Here is a 17,165-nt window from a genome sequence, read left to right as displayed (position 1 = left end):
AAACAACTTCCAGGCCAACCAGCACACGCCATCGCCCGAGATGGTCGATGCACTGCGGAAGCGGAGTAATGCCGGATGAATTCGGTTCGTCGCCTGTCGCTCGTCGCTGACGAGATCCACCCGCGGAATCACCGCGCATTGCGCATCGCGATTGCGACGCAGGATATGAAAGCGCTTAATGCCCATTTCGGATCGGCCAAGCACTTTGCAGTCTTCGACGTGACGCGCGACGGCTGGGATTTGGTGGGAGCGGTGAGCTTCGATGACGTCTCCGACGAGACCGGGAAGCATCGGATCGAGGGCGATGACCGGATCACGCCGAAGGTCAACGCGTTGAGCGGCTGTCACCTCCTCTTTTGTGTGGCTATCGGCGGACCTTCCGCAGCCAAGGTGGTAGCGGCGAAAATCCACCCGATAAACGTGGGTCACCCTGAACCCATTCAAGACGTGCTTTCGCGAACCCAGAAAATGCTTAGGACGGCTCCGCCGCCGTGGCTGCGCAAGGCTCTGGCGCAAGCAGGTGTCGCCGAAAAGAAACCGTTCGAGGACGAGGACTGATGTCATGAAAAAAATGTCGGCCACTGCGGGCACGCCCGCTGTCAACGAGCACGAGGCGGCGCTTGCCACCCCTTTCGTCAGATGCCTCACGCGGCTGATCCGCGCTGAGGATGCTTATGGACGGCAGGACGGCGCATCGGACGTCGAGCTGTTGGCAAAATTCATCGTCATCGAAGACCAGCGCCGTCAAATCCCGATCATCTGCGATCCCGATGCGGATGTCATGTTGAGGCTCAATCTCTTTTACACCGCCGTCGGCCTTACAATCGAAGCGCGCACCGGTCTGGTGGCGTCGCCGACTATGATGATCAGCTATGAGGGCTTTGGGCGAGTGCTTCTCACGACGGGGCGGCTGGTCGTCTTTTCGAAAACAGTGCGCGACGTCCACCAGTTTCGCTTCGCGGCGCTTCGGAACCTCGCCGAGGCCGGTGCAAAACTCGTCGACGATGCGATCGCTGTTATCGAAGCCTATCCCGAAGTGGCGCGAGCCTGACGGTCGAACCGTCAATAATTTAATCGCCGGCCCTCTCTGCGCTTGAGGACCGACGTGGGCAGCGGCGAGCTTTGCTGTCGACACCACCTGCCGGCGAGGAGCAATGTGTAGCGATCCAAACGGTGGCGTCGACATTTGTCGGTTCAGCGACACAAGCTCGTTTACCAAATTTTTCTTTGCCTCTGAATAAAGGACTGAAAAGCCGCAACAAACCCCGTTCTTCGTCCAGCCGCCAACTGGCACAAGTCTTGAAGACATTCCATTGAGAGGCGCCGAAAGCTGCCGATCGGTAGGGATCAACGAGGAAAGGTAAACATGGCAGGTCTGTGTCAGATCGCAAGGAGTTGCAAGGAGCGCATGGGCACGTGCGCCGCCACGCGGAAGTATGCTCGCCTCCCTTATCGATCTCGAACCAACATGCATATCGTCAGCGGCGACAGGAGGATCGATTTCAGCTCCCTTATTCTGAACTTGAAGGAGGGGGACTGCGCGGCAGCGCCCATACGTTTCAGATTGTCGGCGGTTCCGATCCTTTCCACATCGCCGTCGCGCTTGCGACGCGCGCACCAGCCGGTGGCTCCCCGGATTAAGACGAGGGTCAACGAGGGCTTCTGGATGCCCGAACCTGGTCGTATTCACCGACGCCTGCCGGTTGGGCTCCGAGACGCTTGGGAAGCTCGCCGGCCGCCGGTGCGAAACTGGTGGGCAATGCGAGCATTGAGATCCATGGGTATACCGAAGTGGCAGGGTTGATGGTCGACCTGGCGACGACAAACCTCGGCCGTCCCGTTTTCCCCGGGGGGCCGACGTCAGGCAGCGGGGCCACTCTCTCCACATGCCCCACAGGTCCCGCTGCCGCGGCCGTCTCAAAGGTCGAGGCTCGAAAAAGCCTCGGCACATTTTTGCAATGGCGGACCGATGATCAGCAGACCGCCACCGATAGGCTGAATAACAAAAACCGGGACACGGGCGGACGAAGACGGTTGTGACGGGATGAGATCGTGTCCGACTTGGAAGACATTCCACATTCGGCCGCTGCCGAGAACAGCCTGCGTTGGAGAACTTACGATGACCAATCATTTCTTTACCCGCGATGGCTCGACGTGGATTCCGCAATATCTGACGACGATTGATGCCGTGACCTGCATTGGCTGCGGCCGCTGCGCCAAAGTCTGCTCGCGCGAAGTCATGCACCTGCACGGCGTCGACGAATCGGGTGAAATCCTCGGCGCCTGCGACGGCGAGGAGGAGGACTTCGATGGCGAGCTCAGTCGTACGATCATGGTTATCGACCACGCCGGCCGCTGCATCGGCTGTGGAGCCTGCGCCCGCGTCTGCCCGAAGAAGTGCCAAACCCATGTCGCGGCTGACCAAATTGTTGGTTGATCTGACGGAGAACCAGGAGAACGGGCGTTGCCTTTCAAGCCCTTATGTCGCGTCCTGCAATTGGTCGAGTGAGTCGGCCTTCTAGCCGTGTACTTTGTCTCGCACGCAAAGTAATCATTACAGCACTGGGTACTTCGGTGCTTTTTCTTGTTGCCTATTTCGGAAGCGTTCATTTTTTTAGTTTGGCGGGAACGGTGGCAAGCTCAGCACCGACGGCGTGCAGGCACTGCTGAACAAATATGTCGCCAAAGCGCGCCAGCACTGCGCCTCCCTTCGCTCAAAGCGGGTGACGTGCTCCCGTTAAATTAGGCCATTCAGACCTGGAATTTTCCACTTATGATCCCTGTTGGGCAGAAGAGGAGAATTCGATGAAGGCCTCGAGGTTTTCGGAAGCGCAGATCGCCTTTGTTCTGAAGCAGGCGGAGGACGGGACGCCGATCGGTGAGGTCTGCCGCAAGGCAGGAATTTCGGACGCGACCTTCTACAATTGGCGCAAAAAATATGCCGGTCTGATGCCGTCAGAGATGAAGCGGTTGCGGCAGCTCGAGGAGGAGAACGCCAAGCTGAAGCGGATTGTTGCCGACCTGTCGCTGGACAAGGCGATGCTTCAGGACGTGCTGTCAAAAAAGCTCTGAAGCCTGCCCGCAAGCGCAAGCTTGTCGACATGATCAAGGCAGACTGGAAGGTTTCTATCCGGCGCGCATGTTCGGTGCTGAAGATTGACCGGTCGCTTTATGTCTACAAGTCCAGGCGCGGCGAGCAGGCCGAGTTGAAGCTGAAGATCAAAGACATCTGCCAGACACGGGTGCGTTACGGTTATCGTCGCGTTCATGTCCTGCTCAAGCGCGACGGCTGGCCCATCAATCCGAAGCGAATCTATCGTCTTTACAAGGAGATGGATCTGCAACTCCGCAACAAGGTTCCCAAGCGTCGGGTCAAGGCGAAGCTGCGAGCCGACCGGACGGAGCCGACCCATTCCAATCACGTCTGGGCAATGGATTTCGTTCATGACCAGTTGGCCACCGGCCGCAAAATCCGGGTGCTGACAGTCGTCGATACCTTCTCGCGCTTCTCACCAGCAGTCGATGCACGCTTCAACTACCGGGGCGAGGACGTGGTCCAAACGCTCGAACGAGTATGCCGGCAAGTCGGTTATCCCGCGTCCATTCGCGTCGATAATGGCAGTGAATTCATCTCCCGAGATCTTGATCTCTGGGCCTACCACAAGGGTGTCGTGCTCGACTTCTCGCGCCCAGGCAAGCCGACGGACAACAGCTACATCGAGAGTTTCAACGGCAAGTTCCGGGCTGAGTGCCTGAACGCTCACTGGTTCATGAGCCTTGACGACGCGCGCTTGAAGATGGAGGATTGGCGTAGAGACTATAACGAATTCCGGCCACACAGCGCGATCGGCAACAGGGTGCCGATTTCGCTGATGAACGGCTCATCGGCACCCCCGCCGAGCTGAGCTTTAACCCCGGAAAATTCCAGCTCCCGCTGGCCCAAAATCGGGGTGCACTTCACCAAAACCGCTGGAGCTAACTCAAAACTGGATAAAACTTGGGGGCAAGGTCACGGGTGTCGCCCCATGTCTTGCGGCACAGAGCTGCCATGGAGTTGCTGCAGGCGGGCGTCGATTGCTCGGTCATCGCCCTGTGGCTGGGCTATGAGGCGATGGAAACGACGCTGACCTATATTCACGCACATCTTGAACTGAATGAATCCGCACTCGCTAAGCTGAAGCCGTACGAACGCGCCAAGGCCGAGCGATTTCGACCAAACGACCGGCTTCTGGAATTCCTGAACTCCCTCTGAGCATGAGAACTATGCCGAGTGTCAACCATCGGCCTCCGGCCGAACTGGTCGGAAACGCGCCGTGTGCCGTCCCTGTCAGAAGAGGCATTCGGCATAGTTCGCCGGTCGGCATAAACGGCAAAGCTGTCGAGCCACTGGCCCACCTAACCGACGGGATCACCTGGATCGTCAACGGCCATCCCTACAGTCAGATCGATGAACTTCTGCCCTGGGCGTATGCTGAGAAGTCGATCAAGACCGTGGCCTGAAAACACCGCTTACGATCAGACTACGCAATGGATGGCTACATTAAGTGCAAGGGCAAGAAGGGCCTTGTGCAGCGGCGACACCCAGCACAGCATGAGAACTGTCAAAGTCTGGCGGAATGCATTTCTCAAACGCCCCCGGGCCTAGGACGTCCGTTGGCGTTAGTCAGGGCAGCCATGCGGCCGGCCTCCTGTAGCAAAATCTCTTGCATCCATATGCTTGCCTGATCCCTGTTGCGACGGGCGGGCCACTGGACAGCCATGGTAAATGCTGGAAGTGCCAGCGGGAGCTCGACGATCCGCAAGGGAATTATCTTTGCGAAATGACAGGCGAGCCGCAAGGGTATGGTCGCTATACGCTCGGTCCCTGACAGCAGCGGCGGGATCAAGCTGAGGCCGGGCGCGACGACCTCAATGCGCCTCTTTAGACCGTGCTCGACCAATAACCATTCTTCGATTGAGGGCTTCAGCGCAGGCCCGAACTTGGCTACAACATGCCCCATCGACAGGTATTTTTCAAGGGAAAGCTGCTGTGAAAGTTGATGGTTCATGGCGCAGCCCACGCAGACGAGTGTCTCGTCAAACAGTTTCGCTTGGGGATGCGCGTTCGACATGAACTGCTCAGGAAGGATTAGGAAATCGATTTCACCGCGCCCGAGTAGCTCATTGGGTTCATCGGCGGGAGCCAGCAATTCAAAGCCTACGGCTGGAGCCTCCCGCACCACACGCTCTACAACCTTTTCGAAGAAGACAAGCGTCACGAAATCGGACACAATAATTCTGAAACGACGCTCGGACATGGCAGGATTGAACACGTCGCATGAAATGATGGAAAACTGAATATGAAGCAGAACATCGCGGACTGCGGGGGCAAGGTCTTTGGCACGCGGAGTTGGGAGGAATTTGCGGCCCTGCATTGTAAACAGCTCGTCGCCGAAATAGGTGCGTAGCCGGGCGAGAGCAGAACTCATGGCCGGCTGACTGAGGTTAATGCTACGTGCAGCTGCGGTGACGCTTTGTTGTGACATCAGAGCATCGAGCGCAACTAGAAGATTGAGATCGAGACCCTTAAAACGCATGCTTTGACGTATCCACAGTGGGGATCATTGACATCCAAACAGTAACTCAATTGCCGAATCGACGCCGTCGGGGTAACGGCACTCAAGGCAAGTCACGGGTCTCTATGAAACCGCGAAACAGGGATCAGGCGCTCAGTAGAACTCGAGTTGTCGTGTCTTAGGACACCTCACGCTAATGGACGCACCGACCCAACGTGGCTGCGTCAATTTGACCGCAGCTAATCGTCATGATTCATTTTAGCGGCCATCAAGTGCATGGCACGAACATGAATAGGCACCCGCGCATCGAGATTCGGAATAGCTTTCGGTGTCGCGCAGCCTTGGTCCAGCGTATGGCTGCCTTGGTGCGTGAGTTCGACGGCAGAGCACGCAGCCCCCATTTGTGCGCCCCACCGCCCACTGCTAAACCGCATCATCTTTGTTGGGCCTAGCTCCGGGCTGCAATGTCGTGGACACATCAATGGGATCTCTCTCCGATAAATGAATGGTAAGGACATCCTAGTGCTTTCCGGCGTTTCCTTGCCATGCAAACTGCAAATCGCAACATGCGCTGCGGGCATGATTGAGAAACTCTTTGCGAAGACGCGTTAGCGAAACAGCGCTGGCATAGGGCTCATCAACACGGCCGGACAGGTCCGCTGGCGCGACACAGTCCTGAGCGTCGGACGTGAGGGCCTCCAGTTAGTACGAGCACATTGACCAAGAAGGATGAAAACGAATGTATCCATGGCGTGGATGACAGCCATGCGAAAACTCGATTTTTCCCATCTCGGGAAATTCGACTACAAAGGCGTTTGCACTATCGCAGGCAAAATTGAGTCACGCCGAGAGGCATTGTTGCAAAGGCTTATAATTTGGCAATCCGGGCGTCCAATAAACGGAGTTCAGAAACGAGTATAATCGGGCATATGTCGTGCATGCTATTTTGGCGCGTTGAACTAAACCGAAGTTTTGGATTCAGGGAATGCCTGCACAGCGTCCATACCGCGCCGGACGATTGAACGCATCCTTATAGCCTAAGTGCTTCCAACCGGCCCGGCGTTCGCTATCGTGAACGGCGGAGGAAGGGTTTCTTAGTCCCCCGCAAAACGGCCAAGGGTGTGGAGTGAGAACATCATTGTCCGAGGAGAGAAAATCATGAATCGACCCGTTTGGAAGGGGCCACATTCGTTCATCGTTGACAGTGACGCCGCACAGGAACGGCAGATGCCAAGCTTGACATCAATCGACCTTAACCTGCTGGTGGAGCTCGAGGCGCTATTGGAGTACCGGAATATAACACATGCGGCGCAACACGTTGGCCGAAGTCAACCGGCAATGAGCCGGGCACTATCAAGACTGCGTGGCATGTTCAATGACGATCTGTTGGTTCGCGGCTCGGGCGGTTTGGTGCCGACGCCGCGGGCCGAACGCCTGGGCAATATGCTGCCGTCTGTATTGAACGCGATCCGCGAAATGGTAAATCGTAGCTTAACCCCCAGAGACATGCGCTGGAAGGCAACTATCGCGATTCCCGACCATCAAGCGCTCATCTTGCTTCCGCGTCTATTGCCCCGTCTGCAGGAGCGTGCACCTCATCTCGACATCGTCACCAATCCGCTGTTGGACTGTGCGCTGCGGCGGCTTGAGCAAGGTGAGATTGATTTAGCTGTTGGGCAGATCAGTGCCGCACCGCCGGGCTTCTTGCGGCGTAAGCTTTACGCGGACCGCTTCACCTGTCTGCTACGCCACGACCACCCAGTGCTAGAGCGAGAGTGGAGCATAAGTGCCTTCGCTGAGTTGCGTCACGCCTCCATTTTGTCAGACGCCAACGACCGCTTCGGTCAGGTCTATGACGGACTTTCCAAGCTGGGGATATTGAACCGGTATCCGATCGCTGTCTCCAATGTGCTGACGGCGGCAGTTGTGATTGCGGCGACCGATCTTGTCCTCGTCATGCCGGATCGCATCGCTACCCAGATCGCTACCATGTTGCCGCTCGCGGTTCTCCATCCTCCCGTGAACCTGACGCCATATGAGGTTGCGCTGATCTGGCACGAGCGTTCCCATCGTGACCCGGAACATCAGTGGCTCCGCCACGAAATCGCCGCGGCAGCGCGACCTGACCGGAACGCCCCAAACGACAAATCAAAGGGTGAGGAGACTGAATGATAGGCTTTGGGCTTTTGGACCGGGCGCATCTCTCAGGAAGCCGGCCGCAGGACGATGCCCTCGGGCACCTCGCCTGCAGTGGCAAGAGGCCAGAGTGCAATCGGCAACGTGCAGACGAGCGCCGCGATCATTTCTTCTAGTGGTTTTGCGGTCGTAGGCACGCTTTCGTCGAACCAGCGGGCAGGGCGCCGTCCTTCTGGAACTGGAGAAAGCGCCAAGCGAGCTGAATAGTGCCACGCCGCACGCAGGCACTGCCGGTGCGCGCGCGAGCCCCTTCTCGCGGCGGCGCTATCCAGCCCCAGGCTCACCAGCGATGCTCGACATAAGGCTTCTGCAAAGGCTCGCATTTGATCGCGGGAACAAATGCGGCGGCCTGACATTGCACCTAGCTTATCTCGATCAGAGTAGCGAGTGTGCCACCGTGGTCAAGAGCTGTGAGGGAAGGGCCTGTGGCAAACGGCTTTGCCATTCAAAGTGGCTCAGATCGTGCGCTTGCGCTGTCCGAGCGCACCGGGTCTGAGACTGAATATCTTAAGCGACTGAAGCACCCGGAGCTAATACGACTGCCTCGCTATCGCTCTCACCAAGGTGTGCCCATCCATTGCACGCGTCAACTCGCGCAGGCTGGTCGCGCTTTTCTAACGCCCTCACACCAGACTTTTCTACGGAGCTCAAGGTCGACGCTCCAAAAACGCGATCGGTAAGCCGACGCTCTTGTGCATTTGCAAGAGCTCGCGCTGGCCTCGCGATATCAGTCCTGGCACAAATCCGGAGTTCACGAAGGCCTCTTCGTCAAGAGCGATCAAGTTCTCCTATGATTACACAAACAAGACGCATGCCGTGGCGCATTCACAGGGCCTATGGTACCTTTATTCAGCACCAGTTCGGCTAAAGTTTTCCCCGTCCTGCCCGCGCGATATCAAAAGTTCCTTGGTCGTCGCCAGTTTTAAAAACTTCGATGATTACCTAGGAGCCGTAGGCGTTCGCTGACTAGAGAGACTAGTCGCACTTCGGGGAAAACACAGAGCGCGCGCCGGCCTGGATTCTTCATAGCACAGGTTTGCTGATCCGTTAATCCTGGATGCCTTAGACGGCGCGCAGCAGAATGCCGCCGTAGGGAGGCGGACTAATGTCTGGAAGCCAGTTGCTGGACGTGCGAACGGTTAGGCACCAGGCCGCATGGAGATCAGAGATCCTTTGACACTCCATCAATCAAGATTAATCGATTCGGATCATGCACATCGAACTCAATTACCCGAGGCACAAAAAGGCGAGCATAGCGTGTAAAGGCGCTCGTCGGCGGGAAGCGAATTACGGTGTCGCATCGCCCCAGTAGATACATCTCAACGATAGCCGAAATTCCGCCGTCAACCCCAAGCTCTGGAACGTGCAATGGGCCGGTTTGATGTGATCGGAAATGCTTAGGGACAGTGATAAGATCGGGGAGCATGGCCGACAAGTAGGCCATCACCTGCGCGCTATCCGTGGACAAGAATATCCGCACAGGCTTCGGGTGGACTAACGTTTTTGCCTTATCAATGGCGATGCACACCTGACGCATCGCCAGCTCCGGATCGGCCCAATAGGGTGAGTGGTCCATAATGTCTTCGCCGTTGCCATGCCGAACATGAACGCCAATGACACTGTGCCCCGTAAAGCTCTCCTGATAGATGGTTTCTATGCGGCTTTGAATCTCAGATCGAGGCTTAACGCTCCGAAAAATCTGCCGTTCTGCCCCCTCATCGCAACGCCACATTAAGCACGCGTCGCACACCACAGTTCTAGCGGCCACATCACCTCGGGCCTGAAAAAGCTCGCTTAGTTCATCGCGTTCGCGGAAGACCTGCTCATTTGGTCGGTAAAGGCAATTGATTGACGGCTTATTCCACCAGTCTGGGAAGAATGGTCCCGGGAATGATAACTCGTTGATCTGGTCGTCGCAAATAACGGACACGCCCGCAATTTCTTTGATCGGTTCGAAAAACACCGGAAATGCGTTCGCGAAGGGCTGGTCAAGATAGCACGATCCACGCCAGTCAATAGCGAGCACTCGCCCTGTGCGCTGCGCGTACTGCCAAGCGGCAGCCAACGACCATAGACAGTCACCAAAACCCGTACGCCTCCGAGAGACAATGTACCGTTTCTTCAGGTGATTATGAAGCATGTGCGGCGTCCCCGTTTCGGAAGGACGCGAGCTGTATCTGCGGGGTTGTTGCATCCTTAACAACACCGAGGGAGTTGACCACGCAGCGCCGTGGGGAACTTCTGGGTTCCTTGCAGGGCTCACTAGTTCTAATGTGGCCACTTAAATTGGTAAAATTTATTGTTTGGATAGTTCTCATCCATGCGCCCGATCACAGGCTTCTGTCTAGTGCGTGCAGATCCTGACTGAAGGATTTGACGGTGTTCTCTATCGTTCGCTTCGCCCGCTCGCAGGGGTATTCTCTGCCAGGGGCCGGGCTCGGCGGCGAACTCGGCTGTCTGTTATATCCTCGGAATCACATCGATCGATCCTGATCTTCTGTTCGAGCGTTTCGTTTCCCAGGAGCGTGACGAGCCACCGGATATCGATGTCGACTTCGAACACGAACGGCGCGAGGAGGTGATCCCAATGGATCTACAAGACCTATACGCATCAGAAGGCGGCGCTCTGTGCGACGGTGACAAGTTATCGCGCCAAGGGCGCCATCCGCGATGTCGGCAAGGCGCTTGGCCTGCCGGAGGACATGATCAAGGCGCGGTCATCGGGCATGTGGTCCTGGTCGGCCGAGATGGCCGGCGAACGGAACCTTCGCGAGCTCAACCTCAATCCCGATGATCGCCGGCTAGCGCTGACCTTGCAGCTTGCGCAGCAGCTGATGGGCGCGCCTCGCCACCTCGGCCAGCACCTTGGCGGCTTCGTCCTGCCCCACGACAGGCTCGATGATCTGGTGCCGATCGAACCTGCGTCCATGGCCGACCGGCAGGTGATCGAATGGGACAAGGACGAGGTCGAGGAGCTGAAGTTCATGAAGGTCGATGTGCTGGCGCTTGGCATGCTAACCTGCATGTCGAAAGCGTTCAGGCTGATCGAGGAGCATAAAGGCAGATCTATCGATCTTGCCAACATCGAGCACGAGGATCCCAAGACCTATGCGATGATCCGCAGGGCCGACACGCCCGGCACCTTCCAGATCGAGAGCCGGGCGCAGATGTCGATGCTGCCCCGGATGAAGCCCAAGACTTTTTATGACCTAGTGATCCAGGTGGCGATCGTCCGGCCGGGACCGATCCAGGTTGACATGGTCCATTCCCATCTTCGGAGGCGTGAGGGCAAGGAGAAGCCTGAATATCCAACACCCGAATTGGAAGTAGTTCTCGGCAAGACTCTTGGCGTGCTGCTCTTTTAGGAGAGCGCCATGAAGGTGGCGATGGTCTGCGCCGCCCTGATTAAAAGCTAGCCCATGGGTTTTTATGCCGTCGCCCAGATCGTCAGCGGAGCCAGGAACCACGGTGTCGAAATCCGCACGATGTGCATCAACCGCTCTCGTTGGGACTGCACGCTGGAACCGATCGAAGGCACCGATCGTCACGCAGTGCGGCTAGGCATGCACCTGGTGCGGGGACTTGCCACCGCCGATGCCGCCCGCATCGTTGCTGCACGCGCCGATCAGCCCTTCGACAGCGTCGACGACATGTGGCGGCGCTCCGGCGTGCCGGCTGCTTCACTGGTGGAACTGGCGGAGGCCGACGCCTTCTTGCCGTTTCTGGGGCTCCAACGCCGTGATTCGCTCTGGGGCGATCAAGGGCCTGCGCGACGAGCCGCTGCCCTTGTTTGCCGCAGCCTCCGAGCGCGAGAGCAGGTCGATCGCGGAGCAGCAGGAACCGGATATTGAACTGCCGCAGATGACGGATGGGCACAATGTCATCCAGGACTATAGCCACACCGGTCTCACCCTACGCCAGCATCCGATCGCGTCCCTGCGCAAAGATCTTGCCGCGCGCAGCATCAACACCTGCGAGGAGGCGATGTCTGCCAGGGACGGTCGCTGGCTGATGACGGCAGGTCTCGTTCTCGTCCGGCGGAAACCCGGATCAGCAAAGGGCGTGATGTTCCTGACGATCGAAGACGAAACCGGTCCTGCGAACGTCGTCGCCTAGCAGCTCTTTGATCTTTCGGGCGACCTGTCGGCTTTGGCCGATCGTGATGAAGCATTCAAGCTTCGAACCGGTTGCGGCGACGAGTTCGCCCATGGCTCGCCGGGAAGACAGGATCCCAGAGATGGCGCCGCCGTGAAGACGTGTGATATCTATATTCCGGATCTTCGACACGCTAGGCCGGCAGAACCAACACGGCGAAACCGGTTGAGCAACCGGCAAACGCATCTGCTCCCGTACTCGATGAGATCGAAGATCTCATCCAGCTCGAAGAAGAGAATAACAGACTTCGCAAGCGTCTCGGGTTGGACTGATCAGCGAGCGACCCAACGGCTCACGGAACGCCCGTAGCAGCTGTTTTTCAGTAGGGGAGAGATTGCCGAGCCCGGCTCGTGGGCGCGATTGAGTTGGCGTGTGAGGATATTATTCGCTGCGGCAGGAGCGCAGTCCCAAGTTGCTCAAGGTGAGAACACTATGAAGACACTGTAGAAATTTCTTGTTCAATTGGCGTCGCGGCCACGACCGTGGCGTCGAACAAGCCGGAAGGCGATCCCGACGTCGTTCAGGCACAAGTTCCCGCGGTTGATGCTGAGGATGCTCAAACCCCGGCAGAGAGTGCACTCCGTCATTCGGATACCGAGCCGGGCGAGTTGGTGGCGTACAGTGGCCCAAGCATAAAGTCTCAAAGAAAACCGCAGACCGATCGTCGTCAACGGGCAAAGAGGGTTGATGCCGACGTGGTCGCGCAAGGGTCCGTAGCCACAAATGAAAGCCAAAGCATCAAATCGTCCTCTTCCGGGGATGCTTTCTTCGATCAAGTGGCAAGCCTTGACAACGAAATCAAACAGCTGAGAAGCATGCTGGCAAAAAAGCTTTATCTGCAAAACGTTCAGCTTAAATAGATGCTCGAGCGATTCGCCGTGCTGTAAGCTTGGCTACTGTTTAAGATTATATGAGTGAAAGAGCCGCAGCGGACGTTCGCTATCGAATTAAATAGGTGCGATGGCGCTCAGCAATACGTATCCGTCGAGAACTACGCGAAGAATTTTGCCCCCTCGGCTTCAAGTCAGTCGTGCAGCTTTTTTACGAGAGGCAGGCTGTCCCGGCGGCGGCGGCGTCGCGGAGCGTTTCGGATCTCGATGCAATCTCCGCAAGTGGGCGCGGTACAAAGCGAAAAGCCTTCGGCGTCGCAGAGCTTGCGGTAAAGGTACCTCTTCCATCTCATGATATTGGTGTTGCCAGCTGCCAATGTGGGAAAATGGGTCGAAGCAAGCGGCTAAGCTCGGATCGGTCATAAAAGCCAAGAGCCTGCCAGAGATGCTCATCGCGCAATGCTCGCCGGCAACGATCTTGGCGATGCGGGCGCTCGCGGGGTCGCCCGGTCGCTCATTCGGAATACCCCGCAGAAGTTCTTCCTCTGCCGCAAAAGGACACAGGCGATTACATACTGGTCGAAATCCATCTCCACGTCCTCCGCAGCCATTGCCTGGCTTCGGCCGATCGCGAGCGCCGTTCGAGTTGATACGAAATTCGTATCCCGTGAGGGTCCTGTTCCCGACGGAATGCGGATCTGACGTCGATCTAACATGTGCCTTCTTTCTACCGTTGCCCTGCGCAGAGTCAAACCCACCAGCAGCTCCTGCGTCTCACGGCGAGGACGGCGCAAGAGCCGTGCTAGTAGCCTTGCGAATGTAATTCAGAGGGTCAGACGAGGTGGAGGCACACCCGTTGAACGCATGTTGTCGCGGAAATGACAAACGCGACAGCGCTGCAGCTCCTTGAGCTGAGCCATCGTCCACCCGGACATGCTCCGGGGGCGTGCGCTGCACTGTGTCATACGCAAGTGGCGGGATTAGCGCTATATCGACAATTACGCAGCCAAGAAAATTGTACCACGAATGCCTATAGGCATCCGCTAAAAGCAGCTTTCGTGGACCGGCGGCGCCTCGGCGTATCCATGATGTGGAATTAGTCTATTGAAACAATGAATTTTACCAAATTGATCGGGGTGTTGCATACAACGGCAGCTCGAAAGAAGCAGACAGCGCAACCTGTGCCGACCCCATGTCCTTTTCGGAACGGTCGGTGAGACTTAATCCGAGATGATCACGGAGCTCTCACCAGAACTGGAGACAGCCAACATGCAAAGCAAGATCGATGTATGCGACTCGGCCACAAAGGTCGCGCCACACTGTGATCTAGGAGTCCTAAATTTGATGGCAGGCATCATAGCGCGTAGCTTTAGTGGGCCACCGAACAGCCTCTTCAAGGCTTTTCTGTCGTTGGCCAATGCGACGCGCAGCTGGCGCGAAGTTTGAACCATCTACGAGCGGGCTGGGTTCGTCGCACCTTATGGAAAGGCCGAGCGGCGCGCGCGTCGTCTCTCCGATTTAGGCTGGCTGCAGCGGTATCGCGGTGTGGCGAAAAGGACAGAGGCAAGGGCTGAGCACCTTACAGTGCTCTCCAATTTGACTGATATCCAGCGCATTGAAATGGGCTCCAACGCAGTCGAGCGCGTTCCGATTGCCTTGGAATTAAAGCCGTGGTGGTGATCTCAGCGACCGACGCGGTGCAGCTTATGCCACACCGAATCGCGACAAGAATCGCCACCATTCTGCCCTCGCGATTGTTGATCCGACTATGGAGCTGAAGCCTTACGAGTTCTCGCTGATTAGGCACGAGCGTTGCCATTCGCGCCCCCGAACATGCCTGGCTGCGTAGCGAAATCGCCACGGCGGCCAGAACACAACAGGCGCAGGAATGATAGCGCCCGAGTCTGCGGCGGCGTGGTCTTCGGAACAGAAGATGGATTCGCAGCCGTGAACCCTGCTCGCGCAAGGACATCGCTCAAAGTGTTTCCTCAAATAGAGCGGCTAGGATCAATGCTCTGCGTCAAAGCGACATGCGTGCGCGGATGGTTTCAGAATGAATTCCAACATTCCCACTGGGATAACCGGTACGAATTTTGCCCGATGATAGAGTCCTAGGGGTCACTAACACGGGCGCCCGTATACTAGGAAAAAGGAGTGAAGCGAAGTGGCGAAGACAAGTCGGCCGAAAATGGGCGCGCACAATTCTCGCGAGATCAAACCCCCGCAATTGGCACTCACGGAGGCGCCGCCGCACACGAGCATGGATGTCTGGATCCAACAAGCAGAGGACGAGTACGATGCTCGAAAAGAGGCCGTGAGACGAATAGACGCCTGGTTGAAGGATGGTGATGTCAATGCGGTGCTGAATCTGTCATCGCTCCATTTGACCAGCCTGCCCGACCCGCTCCCAGCCGAACTTCGATGGCTCAATGCGGAGCGAAACCGGCTGGCCTGCCTAAGCAACGCGCTTCCAGCGGAACTCCAGAGGCTCAACGTCGAATGCAATCGGTTGATCCGCCTTCCTGAAATTCTTCCCGCCGGACTAAAGACGCTTGAGGCGAGCTCTAATCAGCTTGTCTGCTTGCCCCACAAACTTCCTTTTGGGCTCCAAACGCTCAAAGTAGACCTCAATCAGCTCACCACCCTAGACTTTAATCTCCCGGCGACGCTCCAGACTCTTCAAGTGAGCTACAACCGGCTAACCAGCTTGACCGGAACACTGCCGGTTGGGCTCCAAACCCTCGGCGCCGCATACAACCAGCTGACCAGTCTGCCCGACGAGCTCCCTCCGGGGCTCAAGACGCTCAATGTAGTCGGCAATCAATTGGCCTTGCTGCCCGCTAGCCTTCCTCCCGAAATCAAACAACTCATCGCCAGATACAACCGCCTAACCAAGCTGCCAAATAGCCTTTCCCCAGGCCTCGAAGTGCTCATTATCGACGGCAATCGGCTGGCGTGCCTGCCAACGACGTTACCGGTCCGACTAAAAACACTCGAGGCAAGCTACAACCTGCTGACCAGCCTGCCAGACAACCTTCCCCCAGGGATCCAAACGCTCATCGCGAGCGGCAACAGGTTCACGAGCCTGCCAGACAACCTTCCGCGCGCACTTAAGGTGCTCGATGTATGCGGCAACCAGCTGACCAGCTTGCCCGTCTCACTACCGGAGGGGCTCAAGACGCTAAGTGTTGGCAGTAACCAGCTTGCCCAGTTACCCGCCAACCTCCCTGCCGGGCTCAGGACACTTGTTGTCGAGGACAACCGCCTGACCTGCTTGCCCGATAAACTCCCCATCGGGCTCAAGACACTGGTCGCTAGGCGCAACCATGTTACTAGACTCCCTGAGAGTTTGCTGTTGCAGCCGGACTTAGAGTGCGCGGTTTTTCTTGAAGATAACCCTCTCTTTGAGCAGGAGGGGACTGACCTTGCCGAAGCAATCAGTGTTCAGGGTTACTCCGGTCCGGTGGTCTTCGTTTCGATCGCCGCGGGACTTCAGCAAGATGGTAGGGGCGAATTTCCCTTTGCCTTCGACTGAGATTTATCGATAATGGCAATCGCGAAAGTAAATTGAGGCTGACCTGATGTGGTGGACGGCCTCCGCTCCCGGCATCGCAATGTGCCAAAGTGTGGCTGTCGAAAGTCACAAAAGGGAGAGCCGTCCATGGAGGAGATTACCACAATTGGTCTGGATATCGCCAAGCATGTATTTCAGGTTCACGGGATCAATGGTGCTGAAGCCATCACGAATATGGTGCGCATTCACAATGACGTCGTGCGCGAGTATCTCGACCTGGAGATGCGGATCACGTCTTGGGCCGGCGCCGAGCTTCGGCGTTTCCTCCCCGACATGGACGCACTGATGGGCGGTCACTACGATTGGGCCCGGCAGCAGAAGCGTTATGGCGACTGACAACTATGTCTTCGACGCAACGGTGGAGGCGGAAGATTTCGGAGCCGGCAGTCGAACGCCAAAAAGATGAATGAGCAGGGATTGGCATTTTAGAAGCTCCCGCCCAGACCCTTTGGTTTGATCGATCAGATGCGGCGTGTCTGCACATTCAGCATCTGCGCATTATCGCTCAGAATGAGGCCTTCATGTGTTCCGGGCCGTCGGCCGGCGCATAGTAGCTGAGAAAACCCCAGAAGAACCCAACCAAGTCCGTCCCCTGCAGGTCGGTCCTGACCAGCAAGCCGTATGCGGGCGCCTCGTGATCTGGATCCGCGTAAAGCCGCTTTCGCTATCGAGAGCGACGAAGGGCCATGTCGCGCTATAGCCGATCTGCGTGAGCATCCCGTCTGGTCGTGAGAGTGCTTGCGCGACGAATGTCGGCCCGGGACGTCTGGCGGCGCCGCATTTGGCACAAGGAGCGTGACCGGCCATCGATGACCTGCCACTGAACTTTCATCCGGCTGCGATTAGAGGTCCAGC

General features: G+C 57.1%; 13 protein-coding genes and 4 pseudogenes. 14 read left to right on the top strand and 3 right to left on the bottom strand.

Annotated elements, in window-relative coordinates; translation table 11 throughout:
* The first annotated feature begins 75 nt into the window (after positions 1 to 75).
* The 6 genes and pseudogenes from nifX to ACQ7C1_RS30900 all read left to right on the top strand — a co-directional run.
* The gene (gene nifX, locus ACQ7C1_RS30925) at positions 76 to 558 is read left to right on the top strand and encodes a nitrogen fixation protein NifX (protein ID WP_430961098.1); all 483 of its coding nucleotides are present in this window, start codon (positions 76 to 78) and stop codon (positions 556 to 558) included.
* A gap of 4 nt (positions 559 to 562) precedes the next feature.
* Positions 563 to 1,051: a NifX-associated nitrogen fixation protein gene (locus ACQ7C1_RS30920; protein WP_430961097.1), complete on the top strand. Its 489-nt coding sequence runs from the start codon at positions 563 to 565 to the stop codon at positions 1,049 to 1,051.
* Positions 1,052 to 2,119: 1,068 nt separating this feature from the next.
* Positions 2,120 to 2,437 carry a ferredoxin III, nif-specific gene (gene fdxB, locus ACQ7C1_RS30915; RefSeq protein ID WP_430961096.1) on the top strand — a complete coding sequence of 106 codons (318 nt, stop codon included), beginning with the start codon at positions 2,120 to 2,122 and terminating at the stop codon, positions 2,435 to 2,437.
* Positions 2,438 to 2,805: 368 nt separating this feature from the next.
* Positions 2,806 to 3,905 (top strand): IS3 family transposase gene (locus ACQ7C1_RS30910; protein ID WP_430961095.1). Its coding sequence is split into 2 segments (ribosomal slippage): positions 2,806 to 3,058 and positions 3,058 to 3,905, totalling 1,101 coding nucleotides; the frame shifts between segments, so codons are not numbered across the junction.
* A 110-nt stretch (positions 3,906 to 4,015) separates the two neighbouring features.
* Positions 4,016 to 4,252, top strand: a complete 237-nt coding sequence (locus ACQ7C1_RS30905; protein WP_430961094.1) for a tyrosine-type recombinase/integrase — start codon at positions 4,016 to 4,018, stop codon at positions 4,250 to 4,252.
* A gap of 125 nt (positions 4,253 to 4,377) precedes the next feature.
* A pseudogene (locus ACQ7C1_RS30900) lies at positions 4,378 to 4,500 on the top strand (transposase domain-containing protein); the annotation flags it as partial.
* Positions 4,501 to 4,625: 125 nt separating this feature from the next.
* Here the strand turns inward: ACQ7C1_RS30900 and ACQ7C1_RS30895 are convergent.
* Positions 4,626 to 5,576: a LysR family transcriptional regulator gene (locus ACQ7C1_RS30895; protein WP_430961093.1), complete on the bottom strand. Its 951-nt coding sequence runs from the start codon at positions 5,574 to 5,576 to the stop codon at positions 4,626 to 4,628.
* Between the two features lie 1,137 nt (positions 5,577 to 6,713).
* Between ACQ7C1_RS30895 and ACQ7C1_RS30890 the strand changes: the two genes are divergently transcribed.
* Entirely contained in the window at positions 6,714 to 7,727 is a 1,014-nt protein-coding gene (locus ACQ7C1_RS30890) for a LysR family transcriptional regulator (RefSeq protein ID WP_430961092.1), read from the top strand.
* Between the two features lie 1,186 nt (positions 7,728 to 8,913).
* Here the strand turns inward: ACQ7C1_RS30890 and ACQ7C1_RS30885 are convergent.
* Positions 8,914 to 9,891: a nodulation protein NodZ gene (locus tag ACQ7C1_RS30885; protein WP_430961091.1), complete on the bottom strand. Its 978-nt coding sequence runs from the start codon at positions 9,889 to 9,891 to the stop codon at positions 8,914 to 8,916.
* A 276-nt stretch (positions 9,892 to 10,167) separates the two neighbouring features.
* Between ACQ7C1_RS30885 and dnaE2 the strand changes: the two are divergent.
* From dnaE2 to ACQ7C1_RS30860, 5 genes and pseudogenes are all read left to right on the top strand, one after another.
* Positions 10,168 to 10,696: pseudogene (gene dnaE2, locus ACQ7C1_RS30880) on the top strand (error-prone DNA polymerase); the annotation flags it as partial.
* Positions 10,679 to 11,116, top strand: a complete 438-nt coding sequence (locus tag ACQ7C1_RS30875; protein ID WP_430961099.1) for a hypothetical protein — start codon at positions 10,679 to 10,681, stop codon at positions 11,114 to 11,116. The pseudogene dnaE2 and the gene ACQ7C1_RS30875, both read left to right, overlap by 18 nt.
* Positions 11,117 to 11,170: 54 nt before the next feature.
* On the top strand, positions 11,171 to 11,602 hold the full coding sequence (locus tag ACQ7C1_RS30870; protein WP_430961090.1) for a type II secretion system protein GspK: 432 nt from the start codon (positions 11,171 to 11,173) through the stop codon (positions 11,600 to 11,602).
* Positions 11,538 to 11,867, top strand: coding sequence for a hypothetical protein (locus ACQ7C1_RS30865; protein WP_430961100.1), 330 nt, complete (start codon positions 11,538 to 11,540; stop codon positions 11,865 to 11,867). The genes ACQ7C1_RS30870 and ACQ7C1_RS30865 overlap by 65 nt, the downstream gene beginning before the upstream one ends.
* A 521-nt stretch (positions 11,868 to 12,388) precedes the next feature.
* Positions 12,389 to 12,766, top strand: coding sequence for a hypothetical protein (locus ACQ7C1_RS30860; RefSeq protein ID WP_430961089.1), 378 nt, complete (start codon positions 12,389 to 12,391; stop codon positions 12,764 to 12,766).
* Between the two features lie 164 nt (positions 12,767 to 12,930).
* Here ACQ7C1_RS30860 and ACQ7C1_RS30855 read toward each other — a convergent pair.
* Positions 12,931 to 13,282 (bottom strand): annotated as a pseudogene (locus tag ACQ7C1_RS30855) (nitrogen fixation protein NifQ); the annotation flags it as partial.
* A gap of 1,618 nt (positions 13,283 to 14,900) precedes the next feature.
* Between ACQ7C1_RS30855 and ACQ7C1_RS30850 the strand changes: the two are divergent.
* Both ACQ7C1_RS30850 and ACQ7C1_RS30845 read left to right on the top strand, forming a co-directional pair.
* Entirely contained in the window at positions 14,901 to 16,271 is a 1,371-nt protein-coding gene (locus ACQ7C1_RS30850; protein ID WP_430961088.1) for a hypothetical protein, read from the top strand.
* Between the two features lie 126 nt (positions 16,272 to 16,397).
* Positions 16,398 to 16,511: pseudogene (locus tag ACQ7C1_RS30845) on the top strand (IS110 family transposase); the annotation flags it as partial.
* Positions 16,512 to 17,165: the final 654 nt, after the last annotated feature.

Source organism: Rhizobium sp. Nf11,1, from assembly GCF_050587665.1.
In the GTDB taxonomy this organism is placed as follows: Bacteria; Pseudomonadota; Alphaproteobacteria; order Rhizobiales; family Rhizobiaceae; genus Rhizobium.
The sequence above is the reverse complement of the archived record's forward strand: the minus strand, read 5'-3'. Positions and strand labels throughout refer to the sequence as shown.

Excerpts from the sequence above, each read along its gene's own strand:
- nifX (WP_430961098.1), top strand. The coding sequence starts at position 76 with ATGAATTCGGTTCGTCGCCTGTCGCTCGTCGCTGACGAGATCCACCCG.
- ACQ7C1_RS30920 (WP_430961097.1), top strand. The coding sequence starts at position 563 with ATGAAAAAAATGTCGGCCACTGCGGGCACGCCCGCTGTCAACGAGCAC.
- fdxB (WP_430961096.1), top strand. The coding sequence starts at position 2,120 with ATGACCAATCATTTCTTTACCCGCGATGGCTCGACGTGGATTCCGCAA.
- ACQ7C1_RS30895 (WP_430961093.1), bottom strand. The coding sequence starts at position 5,576 with ATGCGTTTTAAGGGTCTCGATCTCAATCTTCTAGTTGCGCTCGATGCT.
- ACQ7C1_RS30890 (WP_430961092.1), top strand. The coding sequence starts at position 6,714 with ATGAATCGACCCGTTTGGAAGGGGCCACATTCGTTCATCGTTGACAGT.
- ACQ7C1_RS30885 (WP_430961091.1), bottom strand. The coding sequence starts at position 9,891 with ATGCTTCATAATCACCTGAAGAAACGGTACATTGTCTCTCGGAGGCGT.
- ACQ7C1_RS30875 (WP_430961099.1), top strand. The coding sequence starts at position 10,679 with ATGGCCGACCGGCAGGTGATCGAATGGGACAAGGACGAGGTCGAGGAG.
- ACQ7C1_RS30870 (WP_430961090.1), top strand. The coding sequence starts at position 11,171 with ATGGGTTTTTATGCCGTCGCCCAGATCGTCAGCGGAGCCAGGAACCAC.